This is a genomic window from Mesorhizobium sp. Primo-A, from assembly GCF_003997175.1.
Classification (GTDB): domain Bacteria; phylum Pseudomonadota; class Alphaproteobacteria; order Rhizobiales; family Rhizobiaceae; genus Mesorhizobium; species Mesorhizobium ciceri.
In genome coordinates, this window is the sequence record NZ_RZTG01000004.1 from 19,188 (window position 1) to 34,423 (window position 15,236).

Here is a 15,236-nt window from a genome sequence, read left to right on the forward strand (position 1 = left end):
GCACGACCTCCAGTCTTGCTACCAGCCTTCGCTCCTTGCTCCGCCCGTGGATGACGAAGGGAGAAATGCTTTCGCCAATCTCCATGGTTTATAACTGCCACTAACCGTTGAGCGATTTCGGGCCGCTGACGAAGGCGCTCCCCTTGACGTAAAACCGCAGCGGGCGATCGGCATCCTTTGTAATGCCGATCCGGATGCCTTGGGCGATGTCGCCGCCTTGATGCTCGTCGGTTGCCAGCCATAGCGGGCCTTTGCGGCAAAGATCGAGCCCGTCGAGCGAACGATCGATCCGCAGTGCCTGGGCTAGCCTTCCCGGTCCTCGCGCAAGGTCGCGCAAGCGCTCGATGCCGCGATTGAGCCGCATGAGCGCAATGCCTTCGAGCGGCTCGAGCGCCCTGATGAGCACGCCGGTTCCGACCCCTGGCATCTCGCTCGAGACGTTGAGCATGTAGGAGATGCCGTAGGCGAGATAGACATAAGCGTGCCCAGCCTCGAGAAACAACGAACGGTTGCGCGGCGTCTGGCCCCGGTAGCCGTGCCCGGCGGCATCGCCGGTCACATAGGCCTCGGTCTCGACGATGCGGCCGCTGGCGATGCCTTCGGGCAGTTCGCGCACCACGATCTTGCCGATGAGAGTGCGGGCAAGGGATGCCGTATCGTCGGGCAGCTCAGAACGCGTGAGCGGGCGGTAGATGACCATGTTCAGCCCGGCGACGATTTGGAGGCGGGCGAGGAGTGATCCAAGGCGAAACCTGCCTCAGATCCATGTCGGATCCTTTGGACATCCCGTCTCAAGCCGCGGCCATGATCCCGGCATAAGTGCCGAAATCGACATTGCCGCCGGACAGCACCACGGCAACGCATTTGCCGGACAGTTCGATCTCGCCCGACGACAGCGCCGCCAACGCCACGCAGCCGCCGGGCTCGACCACCAGCTTGAGATAGGCCATGGCGTCGCGCATCGCCTGTGCCGTCGCCTTGTCGGAAACGGCGATGCCGCCTGCCAGGTTCCTGCGGTTGATCTCGAAGGTGATCAGGCCGGGCTCCGCGGTCAGGATCGCGTCGCAGATCGACGCGTGGCCGGGTTCGTTCGACACCCTGGCGCCGGCGGCCAGCGACCGGCGGGTGTCGTCGAAATGCTCGGGCTCCACCGCCCAGACCGCAGTGTTGGGCGAGGCGTCCTTGACGGCAACCGAAATGCCGCTGGTCAGGCCGCCGCCGCCGCAGGGAATGACGACCGCGTCGAGGTCGACGCCAAGCGCTTTTGCCTGGCGCATCAATTCGAGGCCGATCGTGCCTTGGCCCGCAATGATGGCCGGGTCGTCGAAGGGTGGCACCAGCACCATGCCTCTTTCCACGTAAGGGCGAACCACGCTCATGCGGTCGTCGCGAAAGCGGTCGAACGGCACCACCTCCGCCCCCATCTTGCGGACGTTAGCGATCTTCATCGCCGGCGCGTCTGAAGGCATGGCGATGACCGCCTTGACGCCGAACATCGCGGCCGAAGCGGCGACACCCTGCGCATGATTGCCCGACGAGAAGGCGACGACGCCCTGGCTGCGTTCTTCGTCGCTCAGCGACGACAGCTTGTTGTAGGCACCACGGAACTTGAACGAGCCGGTACGCTGCAGCGTCTCCGGCTTGAACAGGATGCGGCCGCCGAAGCGCTTGTTCAGCTCCTGCGATTCGATCAACGGGGTTTCGACGATCAGGCCGGCGAGACGCGCGGCGGCGGCGTGGATGTCGGCGATGCCGGGAGGGGTGGTGGCGGTCATGTGAGGTCCAGTGGACAGGGGTCTTTCCATGATGCCCGCAAAGGGAGGCGGCGCACCATGGGAAAAATGTGACCGTTACAAGGTTTAGCGAGACGGTCGCCAACGCCTCGGCTGCACGCCCCCCTCTGGCCTGCGGACATCTCCCCACGGGTGGGGAGATCGGCTGGGTATCCGCTTTCGCCAATTTCCAACGTTGAAGAAGGGGCACACCTAATGAAGCTGACAATCTCCCCCACGTGGGGGAGATGTCCGGTAGGACAGAGGGGGGCGCCGTCCCGCCGCCGTCTCACGAGTTTCACCCCAACAGCGTCCTCTGCCTCTTGCTCCCGCCCAGCTTGCGCCAGTTGTTGAAGCGGTGGCTGGCGGCGGCAAAGGATATCTTCATCTGCTGGGCGACCGAATAGCGCGACTTGCCCTCGTCGAACATGCGGTAGCAGCACTCGACGCCTTCCTCGGTCAGTTTGCCGTCCGGCGCCTTGTTGTGCGGATTGGCGGGGTCGAATTTCTCGACCTGCTGCTCGACCAGGCCTTTCAGGCGCTGCAGATCGGCCTCGATGCTGGCGATGAGATCGAGAACGGGCTTTGGGTCATAGGGATGCGGAGGCTGTTTTGCCGTCATCTGCGGGTTCCTTGTTCTGGCTGGGTTGAATTATATAGGTGAACATTCACTGATAATGAAGGGGTCGGCCCGGCATGCGAGCTTCAACAATTCTTGACCGCGACCCAAGCGCGCAATTGACCGGAGGCACCTTGAGCCCTAGTTTAGAACTATTCTAAACTAGGGTGAATTCCTCATGCTTTCCCGTGTTTTCGGCTTCGGCCGCCGCCCCTTCGAATCGCTTTCCGAACAGGAGATCCTGGCGCTGGCCATTTCGTCCGAGGAGGATGACGGTCGCATCTATCGGGCCTATGCCGACGGCCTGACGGAAAACTTCCCGCAATCGGCAAAAGTGTTCGAGGAGATGGCCGAGGAAGAGGATGGCCATCGCGATTCGCTGATCGAGCTTTTCCGCAAGCGTTTCGGCGAGCGCATTCCGCTGATCCGGCGCGAACATGTGAAGGGCTATTACGAGCGCAAGCCCGACTGGCTGGTCCGGCCGCTCGGCATCGAGCACGTGCGCAGCCAGGCCGAGGCGATGGAGCGGCAAGCCTACCTTTTCTATGTCGAGGCTGCCAAGCGCACGGCGGATGCCTCGACGCGAAAACTGCTCGACGATCTGGCGGTGGCCGAACTGGGCCATGAGACACTGGCGCAGCGGCTGGAGCAGAAACATGTGCCGGGCGAAGTGAAGGATGAAGAGACCGCCGCCGAGCAGCGCCAGTTCATCCTCACCTATGTGCAACCAGGGCTGGCCGGGCTGATGGACGGATCGGTGTCCACACTGGCGCCGATCTTTGCTGCCGCCTTTGCCACGCATGACACCTGGCAGACGCTGCTGGTCGGGCTTGCCGCCTCGATCGGCGCCGGCATTTCGATGGGCTTCACCGAAGTCGCTTCAGACGACGGCAAGCTGTCGGGCCGCGGCTCGCCGCTCAAGCGCGGTCTGACCGTCGGCATCATGACGACGCTAGGCGGTCTCGGGCATGCACTCCCCTATCTCATTCCGCATTTCTGGACGGCGACCGGGGTTGCCGCGGTGGTGGTGTTCTTCGAATTGTGGGCGATCGCTTTTGTCCAGAACCGCTACATGCAGACGCCCTTCCTGCGCGCCGCCTTCCAGGTGGTGCTGGGCGGCGCCCTGGTGTTCGCGGCCGGCGTGCTGATCGGGAATGCGTGAGTAGCCTCACTCACCCATTCACCGCCCGACTGTCGGCCGGCGCCTCGTCCCTTTCCGTCAGCCCATAGTCCCTCACGACATGGGCGATGCGCAATCGGTAGCCGGCAAAGATGCCGCCGCGACCGGCCTTCTGCGCCTGCCGGTGTTCCTCGGTGTTGCGCCAGTCCTTCACGGCTTCCTCATCTCGCCAGAACGACAGCGACAGGATGCGGTTCGGATCGGCCAGGCTCTGAAAACGCTCGATGGAGAGAAAGCCGTCAATGCCGTCGAGCAGCGGACGCAGGTCCGCGGCGATGCTCAGATAGGCATCGCGCCGGCCCTCCGCCGGTTCGACCTCGAAGATGACGGCAATCACGGCAGCACCAGTTTCGCGTGCGGGCCTGAGGCCAGTTTCAGGAACATGCGATCCTCCTTCAGGATGAATCTCTCGCGTTTGGCGAACTCGTAGTTTGCCTTGCCGGCGGGATCGGCGGCAAGCCGGGCGCGATAGGCTTCGTAGGCGGCCAGGCTTTCGATGTTATAGGCCGCATAGGCGGTCGTCGCCGAGCCCTCATGCGGCGCGTAATAGCCGATCAGATCGGCGCCGCAGCGCGGAATGGCCTGACCCCAGTTGCGCGCATACTCCTCGAAGGCCGCCTTGCCGAACGGGTCGATCTCGTAGCGGATGAAGCAGGTGATGGTCATTGTGGTCTCCTCGGGGCTGCGTCAATAGTTTGAACGACATCGAAACGTCGTGCCGACTGGTCTGCTAGGGCTGCCAGAAGGACTTCGCGCATTCGCGGCGCACGTCTTGCCGCGTCAGGCCAAGGTCGCGCAGCTGATGGTCGTCGATCTCGGCAAGGTCGAGACGCTGCAGATGGCGGTCATACCAGCGGGCCAGCAGCCGCGAACGCAACCAGCTGACGAACGGGAAGAACCGACGGCTGTGGAGCGGGGCTGAGGGGAAAGCGGTTCGTGCGGCCATCGTCGTCTCCTTGATCTCACCGGAGAATAGTGATTATCTGACAAGAACGCTTCGATGAGGAACGAACTATGCGCGAAGGACCCGACATCGCCCGCATCGCCAGCCTGGTCGGCGACCCGGCACGGGCAAACATGCTAAATGCCCTGATGGGCGGCACGGCGCTGACGGCAAGCGAGCTGGCGCTCGAGGCCGGCGTCTCGCTGCCGACCGCCAGCTCGCACCTGGGCAAACTGATGGAAGGTGGGCTGCTCACGGTGGCGAGCCAGGGCCGGCATCGCTATTACGGCCTCGCCGGACCGCAGGTGGCGGGCATGATCGAAGCCATCACAGGCGTCGCGGAAGCCGTCGGTCCAAAGCGTGTGCGGCCGGGTCCGCGCGATGCAGCGATGCGCGTGGCGCGCGTCTGCTACGATCACCTCGCCGGCGAGCAGGCAGTGGCGATGCTCGACCGGCTCGTCGCCAAGAACGTACTGGTCCGCGACGAACAAGAGATCAGGCTCGGGCCATCGGCGGCTTCGCATTTCGCCGCGATCGGCATCGACGTCTACACCAAGCCGCGCCGGCCGGTATGCCGCGCCTGCCTCGACTGGAGCGTGCGCCGTTCGCACCTCGCCGGCACGCTGGGCGCCGCCATCCTCGACAAGATCCTTGCCGAGAAATGGGCGCGCCGCGAGAAGGACAGCCGCGCGGTGATTTTCTCGCTGCCGGGCAAGCAGGCTTTCGAGAAGGTGTTTCTGAGCTGAGGAGCCGACGCTGATTTCGTCACGCTGGCAGGCCAGAGGGGGCGCGAAGGATCGCTGCGCTGGCAAATTGCGCGAACTACCCCCGCTTCAACGCCTTCCCCTGCTTGAAAAATTCCCTCCACGGATCGGCTTTCGCCAGCTGCTTCAGCGTCGTCTTGTCGCCGATCGGGAAAGCGTTCGGCGGCAAGCCGGCCTCGATCTCTGGCCAGGTCACCGGCATCGACACGGTGGCGCCTTTCTTGGCGCGCGAGGAATAGGGCGCGACCGTCGTCGAGCCCCTGCCGTTGCGCAGATAGTCGACGAAGATCTTTCCCGTGCGCGCTTTTTTCGACAGCGTCGCCGTGTAGCGATCGGGGGCACCCTGCTCCAACGCGCGGGCAAAGTCATGGGCGAAGCCCTTCACCGCATCCCAATCCGCCGCCGGTTTCAGCGGCACCAGCACGTGATAGCCCTTGCCGCCCGAGGTCTTGACGAAATTCGGCAGCGACAGCTCGTCGAGCTTGCCCCGGATATCGAGTGCCGCCTCGCGCACCGCCTTCACGTCGACACCTTCATCGGGATCGAGATCGAAGATGATCTGGTCGGGCTTCTCGATCTCATCGATCGTGCACCCCCAGATGTGGATCTCGACCACGCCATACTGGACCAGTGCGGCAACACCATCGAAATCCCGGATGAACAGGATTTCCTCGCCGTCGGTCGGGTCCTTCATGCGCGCGATCTTGTCGCTCATGCCAGCCGAGGCATGCTTCTGGAAGAAACGCTGGCCGCCGACGCCGTCCGGCGCCCGCACCAGGCTGAGCGGCCGGTTGACCACGAACTGTTCCATGCGCGGCCAAACCTGTGCGTAATGGTCGAGCAGGCCCTGCTTGGATATGTTTTCGTCCGGCCACAGCAGCTTGTCGGGATGCGAGAGTTTGACCGTGGTCGTGATCGACCCGGCGGCTTTGCCGCCTGATGCCGGCTTGGCCGTGCTCTTGCCTGTCGATGGCTTGCCTGTCGCCGCTTTGGGCTTTTCCTGCACGACTTCCTCCGCCGGCTTGTCCTCGCGCAACCCCTGGAACGAGGCGTGGCGTATTATACGGTCCGAGGTCCAGCTGCGAAACTCCACTTCGCCGACAAGTTCAGGCTTGACCCAGACCAGGCCCTTGCCCTTCGGCACGGCGGTGGCGAAGGGCGATGATTTTGCCGTCAACGCATCGAGTTTTGCCTTCAGCTCATTGGCGCCCTTGCCCGAAAAACCAGTGCCGACGCGGCCGGCATAATGCAGCTTGCCGCCCTCGTGGAAGCCGACCAGGATCGAGCGCAGTCCGCGCCCGGTCTTGTCCGACGGCAGGTAGCCGCCGATGACGAATTCCTGCCGCGCCGTGCATTTCGATTTGACCCAGGTCGGGCCGCGGCCGCTGCGGTAGGGTGCATCGGCACGCTTGGAGACGACGCCTTCCAGGCCCATCCGGCAGGCATGCTCCAGCATGATCTTGCCGGGTTCGGCGAAATGGTCGCTGAAGCGGACCGCCGCATTGTCGGACTGTTCGCCGAGCAGTTCCTGCAAGGCCTGCTTACGCTCGACCAGCGGCTCGCGCCGAAGATCCTGCCCATCGAGCCGCATCAGGTCGAACACGTAATAGATGAAGCGATTGGTCCGCTTCGCCGACAGGTCCTGCTGCAGCAGCGCGAAAGACGAGACGCCGCTGTCGGCCAGCACCACCACCTCGCCATCGATGATGGCGTCGCTGCACTTCAGCCCGGCCAGCTCCGCGACGATCTCGCCGCCGAATTTCTTCGTCCAGTCGAGGCCGGTGCGGGTCAGCAGCCGCACATCGGTGCCGGCGATCTGCGCCTGCATGCGATAGCCGTCGAACTTCACTTCGTGCAGCCAGTCCTTGCCCGGCGGCGCATCGCGCTCGAGCGTGGCCAGCTGCGGCTCGATAAAGTCGAGGCGTTTGCCGGCTTTTGTCTTGACGGCGGCCGGCTTGTTGGAATGCCAGACTTTCGGCTTCTCGCCCTTCGCGGTCTTGCCCTCGCCGACCTCCTCGATCGTCAGGCCGGACTTCACCGATTCAGGCGCTTCCTTGAGGATGTCCTCGCCGGGACGCGCTGCGGCATCGTCCGACTTGATCAGCAGCCAGTTGTCGCGCTTTTCACCCGCTCGCGGCTTCAGCCGCACCAGATGCCATGCCCCATGCAGCTTGTGTCCCCTGAGCTCGAAGCTGATATGGCCCTTTTTCATCGCCTTGGCCGGGTCGATCTCGGGAATCCAGGTGCCCTCGTCCCAAACGATAACCGAACCGCCGCCATATTCGCCCTTGGGAATGGTGCCTTCGAACGGCGCATAGTCGATCGGGTGATCCTCGACATGGACAGCCAGTCGCTTCTCATGCGGGTCGAGGCTCGGGCCGCGCGTCACCGCCCAACTCCACAGCACGCCGTCATGCTCGAGCCGCAAGTCGTAATGCAACCGCGTCGCGGCATGCTTGTGGATGACGAAGATGCCGCCGGCCTCGCCCTGCTTGGTCCGGGCGACCTTGCCGGCCGGTTCGGCGGTTTTCTTGAAATCGCGCTTGGAGTGATATTGTTCGAGGCTGGCCATCCGTTGGGTTCCTCACGCCGATTTGCGTTTGGGCGCGCTGGCTTTCGACTTGGCGCGTTTGGCCGCTGGCCTGGCCTTCGCCGACGAAGATGTTTTCGATGACCCGGAGTCCGACAGGCTCTTCTTCAGCGCGTCGAACAGATTGACGACATTGGAAGGTTTGGGCGCCGCCTTGGCCTTCGGCGCCTTGTGGCCGGCCTTCTTGGCGCGGATCAGCTCCAGCAGCGCGTCCTCGTATTTGTCGTCGAATTTCGAGGGATCGAACTTCGTCTTCTTCTTGTCGATGATCAACTCGGCCAGATCGGTCATCTCCTGATCGGTCTTCACGGGCTCGATGTCGCCGAAGACGGTGTCCGGTTGCCGTACCGTGTTGTCGTAGCGCAGCGTCGTCAGCACCATGCCCTTGCCGAGCGGTTCGATCACCACCGGCCGTTCGCGTCGGTAGAGCACGATACGCGCCAGCCCGGCCATCTTCTTGCCCGCCATCGCATCGCGAATGACGGCGAACGCCTCTTCCGACACCTTGTCGGCGGGCGCCACATAGTAGGGCGTGTCGAGATAGATCTGCTGGATCGAAGCTTTGTCGACGAAACCGTCGAGCGCCATCGTGTGCGAGGATTCGATCTGCACCGCCTCGATCTCGTCTTCCTCGATATGGATGAAATTGCCATCGTCGAGTTCATAACCCTTGATCTCGTCATCCTCCTCCAACGGCTTGCCGGTTTCGGCATCGACATAGAGGCGCTTCACCGTGTTGCCGGTCTTGCGGTTGAGAATGCGAAACGAGACCCGCTCCGTATGGGTGACGACATTGGTCAGTTCGACGGCACAGGTGACCAGCGAAAGCTTCAGATAGCCTCTCCAGGCCGGACGCGGCGCCATGATATCTTCCCTTCAGAACCAGATGAAGGTGAGAACGGACAGATCGCGCTCCAGTTCCGCGCTCCCGCGCCGATCTGGATGCCAAGGGGCCGCCTGAGTGGTTCTGGCCGCCAGCACGGAAATTTCGCGGGCTCGGCAAAAGTTGAAACAGAACCGCGCGCAGGCGACATTCAAACGAAACATATGTGATGCAAAAGTCACATTGGCCGGAATGCCAACCAACTGCACGGAAAGACCCCGAATCAGCCGCATTCCAGCCACGAAGCAAGGCATTTTCGACCAGATATTAACATCACGTTCACCGACTATTCACGCCTCGACGCTATGATGACCGCAATTCGGAAGGGACATCCGAAAATCGGGACAGGGACAAGGTAATGAACTTCCTCGCGCACCTCATCGGCTATGCCGCCGCCATCCGCGAATTCGTTGCGCCGACCTACCGGCCCGAACGCTATTACATGCGCGGCCCCGGCCCGGCCTGCGCCCGTCGCGGCAACTCGCTGGGCGCGCACTGATCATGGCTTTCGAAAATCGCCACAACAGCCGGATCTGCAGGCCGGCCGCCTCTATCCGCGCCACCACCTATCGCGCCGAGCGTCCCGCTCTCGCCGACAGGCGCCGTGCGACATCGCCACGGCTTTGATACCATCGCTGGCCGGCTTAGTGTCATAGGACACGAGCAGCCGAGGCCAGCGTGACGGACCATCTTCAACCAGTTCGACCCCAGTCAACTCGTCCCTTCGAAACAGTTCTCGACTCACGCCATCCATTGATCGTTTTCGATGGCGTCTGCGTGCTCTGCTCCGGTTTCGTGCGCATGGTGGTCAGGCTCGACCGCCAAGGCCGTTTCCGCTTCGCCACCGCGCAGTCGCCCTTCGGTGAAGCGCTGTTCCGGAAGCATGGACTGCGCACCGACTCTTACGAAACCAATCTCGTCCTGATCGACGGCGTCGCCTTCACGCGGCTGGACAGTTTTGTCGCCGTCATGGCGGAACTCGGCTGGCCTTGGCGGGCGGCCAAGGCACTGTTGCTGTTGCCGCGCCCGCTGCGTGGTTGGCTCTATGATCGCATCGCCAGGAACCGCTACGCCCTGTTCGGCAGGAAGGATGCTTGCGACATTCCTTCTCCGGAGCTGCGCAAGCGGTTCCTTGGCTGAGGGTGTGGCTATGCGCTACCGCGGCTGGCTCGTGCCATCCGGCCGGCACGGCTCGAGCACGATCGGTCCGCCTGCCGTCCTCCCCAATTCCCGGCAGCCCTGAACCGTGCACAGTGTCCAGCCGTCGCTGGTTGCACCTGAAGCGGCGAGCACGACGCGCCGCTGCGGGCCGACATCAGGCGCATAGCTCCACCAACCCTCCTTCAGCACCGCGCCTTCCGGCGGCTCCATGCCGGCGCCCGAGCCCTCGATCCGGGCTTCGACCACCTGCAGGCCGGAGGACGTGACCTTCCAGTCTTCTTGCCAGCGCGTCCGTTCCACCGAATGCGTCCAGGACAGCGTGAAGGCGGCGACGGAGAGCGTTACCGTCTTGCCCGCGGCCAGGATGCACAGGCTCATGTTCTGACTGAAGCCTGCCGCGCGCGAAAACAGTGCCAGCCGATCCAGGCCAGCGCCAGCACCCAGCCGGCCTCGTCGGTGAGCGGCACCGCGGCGACCAGCAGCACGCCGGCCGCGAAGGCGACGAGCCGCTCCCACCACGCCATGCGGGTGACCAGAAAACCGACGGCGGCGGCACCCCACAGCACGATGCCCATGCACGCCTTGGCGACGATGTAGCCGACCTCGACGGGATAGCCGAACTGGGCGGCGATCGGACCTGCGTCCTGCAGCATCAGCGCCGGCGTGTAGACCGCCATGAACGGCACGACGAAGCCGGCAATGGCCAGCTTGGTCGCCTGGATGCCGATTTTCAGGCCGCTTTCCCTGGCCATCGGTGCGGCGGCGAACGCCGCCAGCGCCACCGGGGGCGTCAAATCGGCCATGATGCCGAAATAGAACACGAACATGTGGCTGACCAGCAGCGGCACGCCAAGCTCGAGCAGCGCCGGCCCGGCCAGCGACGAGGTGATGATGTAGTTGGGAATGGTCGGAATGCCCATGCCCAGCACCAGGCAGGTGACCATGGTCAGCACCAGCGACAGGAACAGATTGTCCTCGCCGATCGAGATGATCCAGCCGATGAAGGTCGAGGCGATGCCGGTCAGCGTCAGCGTGCCGATGACGATGCCGACAATGGCGCAGGCAATGCCGACCGGCAGCGCGTTCTTGGCGCCTTCGGCGAGCGAGTCGACACAGATTTGCAACGTCTCGCGGCCGCCCTTGAACGTGAAGCAGGCGACGACCAGTGCGGCGATCACCAGGCCGAGGAGGTTGACGCCGAACTTCATGAACGAAGCGGCGGCAAGCCCGAGCGCGATCCAGAAGACGATGCGGAAGGCCAGCGGCCCGATCGCTGCCGCCAACGGCGTGCCGAGGATGAGCACGATGGTCAGCGCCAGGCCCATCGTGCCGGCGAAGATCGGCGTATAGCCGGCAAACAGCAGGTAGATGAGCGCGGCCAGCGGCAGCACCAGCGGCCAGTGTTGCCGCACCGCGTCCCACGGATTGGGCAGCTCGGCCTTGGCCATGCCGTGCAGGCCCGCCTTGCCGGCTTCCAGATGCACCTGCCAGAAGCAGGCGCCGAAATAGAGCAGCGCCGGGATGATCGCCGCCTTGACCACTTCGGCATAAGGCACGTTCAGCGTCTCGGCCATGATGAAGGCGACCGCGCCCATCACCGGCGGCATGATCTGGCCGCCCATCGAGGAGGTCGCCTCGACGGCGCCGGCAAAAGCCGAGCGGAAGCCGAAGCGCTTCATCAGCGGGATGGTGAACTGGCCGCTGGCCACCACATTGGCGACACCCGAGCCGGAAATGGTGCCCATCAGCGCCGAGGACAGCACGCAGACCTGCGCCGGGCCGCCGCGCCACGAGCCGACCAGGCCAAGCGCGAAATCGTTGAACAGCGCGATCATGCCAGCGCGTTCGAGAAAGGCGGCAAAGACGACGAAGATGAAGATGTAGGCAGCCGAGACATAGATCGGTGTGCCGTAGATGCCTTCGGTGCCGTAGGCGAAGGTGTCGACGATCTGGGCGAAATCATAGCCGCGATGGATGAGCGGCGGCGGCAAATGGTTGCCGAAAAAGCAGTAGGCGAGAAAGATGAAAGCGATGACCGCCAGCGGCAGGCCCATCAGCCGCCGCGCTGCCTCGAAGACCAGCACCACCAGCACCGCGCCGACGATGAGGTCCGGCGTGGTCAGGAAGCCGGAGCGGCGGATCAGATCAGTGTAGAACACCCAATTGTAGAGGCCGGTGCCGAAGCCGAGCGCCCCGAGCGTCCAGAACGCGGCTTTCGCCGGCATGCTCTTGGCGCGCAGATTGGCGATCAGGCCAAAGCCGAGCAGCAGCAGGAAGCCGACATGCATGGCCCTCACCACCTGGCTCGGAATGCTGCCATAGGCGGCGACATAGATCTGGAACACGGAAAAGGCGACGGCGATGAGAAAGGCGGCCTTGCCCGCAAGGCCGTCGCCGAAGCCCGGCGGCAGCCCTTCGACCTGTTCTTCGACGGCAGGCAGATGGAAGGTGGCGGATTTGCCGTCGGTTGATGTTCCAGACGTTGCTTCGGTCATCCGACGGATCCGCCCTACTTCAACAAGCCCTTCTCCTTGTAGTATCGCTCGGCACCGGGGTGCAGCGGCACCGGCATGCCGTCGAGCGCCTTGGCCGGGTCGATCGCCTTGGCGGCGGCATGCGCCGCGGCCAGTTGGTCGAGATGGTCGAACATCAGCTTGGTCATCCGGTAGGCGGTCTCGTCGGAGACATCGGCGCGGGTGATGAGGAAATTGCCGACGGCGGCGGTGGCGACATCCTCGCTCTGGCCTTCATAAGTGCCCTTGGGAATGACCACCGACAGATAGGGCGCGCCGATCTTGGCGACGTCCTCGGCCGGCACCGCCACGACATTGATCGGCACGGAGGTGGCGAGGTCGCGGATCGAGGCGACGCCGAGCCCGGCCGATTGCAGCGTGGCGTCGAGCTGCCGGTTCTTGATCAGCTCGACCGATTCGGCGAAGGGCAGATACTCGACCCGGCCGAGATCCTCATACTTCAACCCGGCGGCGGCGAAGATGGCGCGGGCATTGAGCTCGGTGCCGGAGGCCGGCGCGCCGACCGACAGGCTTTTTCCCTTGAGGTCGGCCAGCGTCTTGATGCCGGACTCCCGGCTGGCGACGATCTGGATGTAGTTGGGATAGATGGCTGCGATGCCGCGCAACTTATCGAGCTTGCCGGGGAAACCGGCCTCGGCATTGCCTTCGGCGGCCAGCTTGACGGAATCGCCCAGCGCAAACGCGATCTCGCCCTTGCCCTGCTGCAACAGATTGAGGTTTTCGACCGAAGCCTTTGTTGCCTGCACCTGGGTGCGGGCACCTTCGATGCCCTTGCCGTAGATTTCCGACAGTGCCACGCCGAGCGGATAATAGACGCCAGATGTGCCGCCGGTGAGCACGTTGATGAATTCCTGCGCCTTGGCGGAAACAGCGCCTAGGCCAAGCGACAGCGCCACGGCGCCGGCCGCAACAAGTTTCGTCCTGAAATGGAACATCTGATTTCCTCCCTGAAATAGCAGCCGCATCACCTCCCTGACGCGAACAGAAGCGAGTTTAGACAGCGAGATGGAAATGCCAACCCGCAATCCCATGCGTTAGACGAATGGTTGAGTGCGGGATGCACAGATGGCCGCTTGCGTGAAATGTCTTCGGAGCCGAAAGATTTTTCCAATGCCTGTCGAAATCGGCCAGGGCCGCGCGACATACGTCCGGCTCGCAAACGAAGCAGCCTTCGAAACAACGGGAGAAGACCATGCGATACATGCTTTTGATCTACGTCAATGAAGCCGCGATGGCGGCCGCGCCGACCGATAAGACCTACGAGATCAGCGCTGCCTATGGCGCGTATACCGATGCGTTGAAGAAGTCCGGCGCCTGGCTGGCCGGCGACCGGCTGAAGCCGACCCAGGCCGCCACTTCGGTGCGGATGGTCAATGGCAAGACCAACGTGCTCGATGGCCCCTATGCCGACACCAAGGAGCAGCTTGCGGGCTTCTACATGATCGAGGCCGAGGATGCCGATGCCGCTATCGCCTGGGCGGCGCGCTGCCCCGCGGCCAGCGCCGGCACGGTCGAGCTGCGGCCGATCTGGGAACAGACCATGTGATGGAAAGTGGCCTGGAGATCGCGCGGGCGGCAGCGGAAACCGCCGCCCGGCAAAGCTACGGCAAGCTTGTCGCCTGGCTCGCGGCCCGCACGCGCGACGTGGCCGCAGCCGAGGACGCGCTGGCCGATGCCTTTGCCGCCGCCCTCGAACGCTGGCCAAGAACCGGCGTACCCAAGAAACCGGAAGCCTGGCTGCTGGCGGTGGCAAGGCGGCGCCGCGTCGATGCGGTGCGGCGCCGGCTGACCAGCGAGGCCGGCCGCGAGCATCTCAAGCTGATTGCCGAGGAAGCGGAGGCGCGCATGACCGACGAAGACCTGCCCGACGAGCGGCTGCGGCTGATGTTCGCCTGCGCCCATCCGGCGATCGAATCGAGCGTGCGTTCGCCGCTCATCCTGCAGACGGTGCTGGGGTTCGACGCCGCGACGATCGCTTCCGCCTTCCTGGTCTCGCCGGCAACGATGGGCCAGCGCCTGGTGCGAGCCAAGTCCCGCATCCGTGAAACCGGTATTCCGTTCCGCGTGCCGGAGCAGGCCGAACTCGGCGAACGGCTGGATGCGGTGCTGGAAGCGATCTACGCCGCCTTCGCCGAAGGCTGGTCCGACCCGGCGGGCACCGAGACGCGAGGGCGCAATCTGGCGACCGAAGGCATTTGGCTCGGCCGGCTGGTGGCTTCGCTGTTGCCGGAGGAGCCGGAGGCGCTGGGCCTCCTGTCGCTGATGCTGTTTGCTGAGTCGCGCCGCGCCGCACGGCGCAGCGCCGCCGGCGACTTCGTGCCGCTGGCGGAACAGGATTGCCTTCTATGGGACCGCGCCCTGATCGATGAGGCGGAGGCGCTGCTTTCCCACGCCGCGGCCAAGGGCATCATCGGCCGCTACCAGCTTGAGGCGGCCGTGCAGTCCGCGCATGCGGCACGACGGCTGACCGGCCGCACCGACTGGGCGGCGATCCGCGAGTTCTACGACGCGTTGCTTTCGATCGCAGGATCGCCGGTGGTGGCGATAAACCGCGCGGTGGCGATCGCCGAGGCCGAGGGCGCAGTGGCGGGATTGGCGGCCCTCTACGTGCTGGGCGACGACAAACGGCTTGATGACTATCAGCCCTATTGGGCCGCACGCGCCGGTCTCCTGGCCAGGCTTGGTCAGGTACTGCAAGCCTGCGAAGCCTATGACCGGGCGATCGGCCTCGAGCGCGACCCGGCGGTGCGCCGCTTCCTGCAGGAAAAGCGGGCAGTGCTCAGAAATTGA

At 64.2% G+C, this 15,236-nt stretch carries 17 protein-coding genes; 6 read left to right on the top strand and 11 right to left on the bottom strand.

What is annotated here, in order from left to right:
• Positions 1–100 precede the first annotated feature (100 nt).
• The 3 genes from EOC83_RS08225 to EOC83_RS08235 all read right to left on the bottom strand — a co-directional run bounded on the left by EOC83_RS08225 (position 101) and on the right by EOC83_RS08235 (position 2,394).
• Positions 101–700: a DNA-3-methyladenine glycosylase gene (locus EOC83_RS08225; protein WP_063169646.1), complete on the bottom strand. Its 600-nt coding sequence runs from the start codon at positions 698–700 to the stop codon at positions 101–103.
• A gap of 91 nt (positions 701–791) precedes the next feature.
• The gene (locus EOC83_RS08230; protein WP_027161221.1) at positions 792–1,775 is read right to left on the bottom strand and encodes a threonine/serine dehydratase; all 984 of its coding nucleotides are present in this window, start codon (positions 1,773–1,775) and stop codon (positions 792–794) included.
• Between the two features lie 295 nt (positions 1,776–2,070).
• Positions 2,071–2,394, bottom strand: a complete 324-nt coding sequence (locus tag EOC83_RS08235) for a hypothetical protein (protein WP_024502197.1) — start codon at positions 2,392–2,394, stop codon at positions 2,071–2,073.
• A gap of 175 nt (positions 2,395–2,569) precedes the next feature.
• On the opposite strand from EOC83_RS08235, the gene mbfA reads away from it, so the two are divergent.
• On the top strand, positions 2,570–3,553 hold the full coding sequence (gene mbfA / locus EOC83_RS08240; RefSeq protein WP_013528652.1) for an iron exporter MbfA: 984 nt from the start codon (positions 2,570–2,572) through the stop codon (positions 3,551–3,553).
• A gap of 10 nt (positions 3,554–3,563) precedes the next feature.
• Here the strand turns inward: mbfA and EOC83_RS08245 are convergent, their stop codons facing one another.
• The 3 genes from EOC83_RS08245 to EOC83_RS08255 all read right to left on the bottom strand — a co-directional run bounded on the left by EOC83_RS08245 (position 3,564) and on the right by EOC83_RS08255 (position 4,517).
• Positions 3,564–3,908 carry an antibiotic biosynthesis monooxygenase gene (locus tag EOC83_RS08245; RefSeq protein WP_013528651.1) on the bottom strand — a complete coding sequence of 115 codons (345 nt, stop codon included), beginning with the start codon at positions 3,906–3,908 and terminating at the stop codon, positions 3,564–3,566.
• On the bottom strand, positions 3,905–4,237 hold the full coding sequence (locus tag EOC83_RS08250) for an NIPSNAP family protein (RefSeq protein ID WP_013528650.1): 333 nt from the start codon (positions 4,235–4,237) through the stop codon (positions 3,905–3,907). Before EOC83_RS08250 ends, EOC83_RS08245 begins: the two co-directional genes overlap by 4 nt.
• A 64-nt stretch (positions 4,238–4,301) precedes the next feature.
• On the bottom strand, positions 4,302–4,517 hold the full coding sequence (locus EOC83_RS08255; RefSeq protein WP_063169647.1) for a DUF1127 domain-containing protein: 216 nt from the start codon (positions 4,515–4,517) through the stop codon (positions 4,302–4,304).
• 68 nt (positions 4,518–4,585) lie between these two features.
• On the opposite strand from EOC83_RS08255, the gene EOC83_RS08260 reads away from it, so the two are divergent.
• Positions 4,586–5,260: a winged helix-turn-helix domain-containing protein gene (locus tag EOC83_RS08260; RefSeq protein WP_013528648.1), complete on the top strand. Its 675-nt coding sequence runs from the start codon at positions 4,586–4,588 to the stop codon at positions 5,258–5,260.
• A gap of 76 nt (positions 5,261–5,336) precedes the next feature.
• Here the strand turns inward: EOC83_RS08260 and ligD are convergent, their stop codons facing one another.
• Both ligD and EOC83_RS08270 read right to left on the bottom strand, forming a co-directional pair.
• Positions 5,337–7,850, bottom strand: coding sequence for a DNA ligase D (ligD, locus tag EOC83_RS08265; RefSeq protein ID WP_063169648.1), 2,514 nt, complete (start codon positions 7,848–7,850; stop codon positions 5,337–5,339).
• A gap of 12 nt (positions 7,851–7,862) precedes the next feature.
• Positions 7,863–8,732, bottom strand: a complete 870-nt coding sequence (locus EOC83_RS08270) for a Ku protein (RefSeq protein WP_063169649.1) — start codon at positions 8,730–8,732, stop codon at positions 7,863–7,865.
• Positions 8,733–9,109: 377 nt separating this feature from the next.
• Here EOC83_RS08270 and EOC83_RS08275 point away from each other — a divergent pair, with 377 nt between their 5' ends.
• On the top strand, positions 9,110–9,250 hold the full coding sequence (locus EOC83_RS08275) for a hypothetical protein (protein WP_013528645.1): 141 nt from the start codon (positions 9,110–9,112) through the stop codon (positions 9,248–9,250).
• Positions 9,251–9,504: 254 nt separating this feature from the next.
• Positions 9,505–9,891: a DCC1-like thiol-disulfide oxidoreductase family protein gene (locus tag EOC83_RS08280; RefSeq protein WP_255337212.1), complete on the top strand. Its 387-nt coding sequence runs from the start codon at positions 9,505–9,507 to the stop codon at positions 9,889–9,891.
• Positions 9,892–9,906: 15 nt separating this feature from the next.
• Here EOC83_RS08280 and EOC83_RS08285 read toward each other — a convergent pair whose 3' ends face one another.
• The 3 genes from EOC83_RS08285 to EOC83_RS08295 are packed head-to-tail and all read right to left on the bottom strand — an operon-like array spanning position 9,907 to position 13,381.
• Positions 9,907–10,290, bottom strand: a complete 384-nt coding sequence (locus EOC83_RS08285; RefSeq protein ID WP_063169651.1) for a DUF1850 domain-containing protein — start codon at positions 10,288–10,290, stop codon at positions 9,907–9,909.
• The gene (locus tag EOC83_RS08290; RefSeq protein WP_063169652.1) at positions 10,287–12,407 is read right to left on the bottom strand and encodes a TRAP transporter permease; all 2,121 of its coding nucleotides are present in this window, start codon (positions 12,405–12,407) and stop codon (positions 10,287–10,289) included. Before EOC83_RS08290 ends, EOC83_RS08285 begins: the two co-directional genes overlap by 4 nt.
• 14 nt (positions 12,408–12,421) lie before the next feature.
• Complete coding sequence (locus EOC83_RS08295; RefSeq protein ID WP_063169653.1) at positions 12,422–13,381, bottom strand: TAXI family TRAP transporter solute-binding subunit; 960 nt, start codon at positions 13,379–13,381, stop codon at positions 12,422–12,424.
• A 257-nt stretch (positions 13,382–13,638) separates the two neighbouring features.
• Between EOC83_RS08295 and EOC83_RS08300 the strand changes: the two genes are divergently transcribed.
• Positions 13,639–13,992, top strand: a complete 354-nt coding sequence (locus EOC83_RS08300) for a YciI family protein (protein WP_013528640.1) — start codon at positions 13,639–13,641, stop codon at positions 13,990–13,992.
• A complete protein-coding gene (locus EOC83_RS08305) occupies positions 13,992–15,236 on the top strand; it encodes an RNA polymerase sigma factor (RefSeq protein WP_063169654.1) in 1,245 nt (414 codons plus the stop codon). Before EOC83_RS08300 ends, EOC83_RS08305 begins: the two co-directional genes overlap by 1 nt.

Bases quoted from the DNA above. Each gene is read 5' to 3' on its own strand.
- EOC83_RS08255 (WP_063169647.1), bottom strand. From the start codon at position 4,517: ATGGCCGCACGAACCGCTTTCCCCTCAGCCCCGCTCCACAGCCGTCGG.
- EOC83_RS08295 (WP_063169653.1), bottom strand. From the start codon at position 13,381: ATGTTCCATTTCAGGACGAAACTTGTTGCGGCCGGCGCCGTGGCGCTG.
- EOC83_RS08230 (WP_027161221.1), bottom strand. From the start codon at position 1,775: ATGACCGCCACCACCCCTCCCGGCATCGCCGACATCCACGCCGCCGCC.
- EOC83_RS08290 (WP_063169652.1), bottom strand. From the start codon at position 12,407: ATGACCGAAGCAACGTCTGGAACATCAACCGACGGCAAATCCGCCACC.
- EOC83_RS08300 (WP_013528640.1), top strand. From the start codon at position 13,639: ATGCGATACATGCTTTTGATCTACGTCAATGAAGCCGCGATGGCGGCC.
- EOC83_RS08225 (WP_063169646.1), bottom strand. From the start codon at position 700: ATGGTCATCTACCGCCCGCTCACGCGTTCTGAGCTGCCCGACGATACG.
- mbfA (WP_013528652.1), top strand. From the start codon at position 2,570: ATGCTTTCCCGTGTTTTCGGCTTCGGCCGCCGCCCCTTCGAATCGCTT.
- EOC83_RS08260 (WP_013528648.1), top strand. From the start codon at position 4,586: ATGCGCGAAGGACCCGACATCGCCCGCATCGCCAGCCTGGTCGGCGAC.
- EOC83_RS08250 (WP_013528650.1), bottom strand. From the start codon at position 4,237: ATGACCATCACCTGCTTCATCCGCTACGAGATCGACCCGTTCGGCAAG.
- EOC83_RS08305 (WP_063169654.1), top strand. From the start codon at position 13,992: ATGGAAAGTGGCCTGGAGATCGCGCGGGCGGCAGCGGAAACCGCCGCC.
- EOC83_RS08235 (WP_024502197.1), bottom strand. From the start codon at position 2,394: ATGACGGCAAAACAGCCTCCGCATCCCTATGACCCAAAGCCCGTTCTC.
- ligD (WP_063169648.1), bottom strand. From the start codon at position 7,850: ATGGCCAGCCTCGAACAATATCACTCCAAGCGCGATTTCAAGAAAACC.
- EOC83_RS08270 (WP_063169649.1), bottom strand. From the start codon at position 8,732: ATGGCGCCGCGTCCGGCCTGGAGAGGCTATCTGAAGCTTTCGCTGGTC.
- EOC83_RS08275 (WP_013528645.1), top strand. From the start codon at position 9,110: ATGAACTTCCTCGCGCACCTCATCGGCTATGCCGCCGCCATCCGCGAA.
- EOC83_RS08285 (WP_063169651.1), bottom strand. From the start codon at position 10,290: ATGAGCCTGTGCATCCTGGCCGCGGGCAAGACGGTAACGCTCTCCGTC.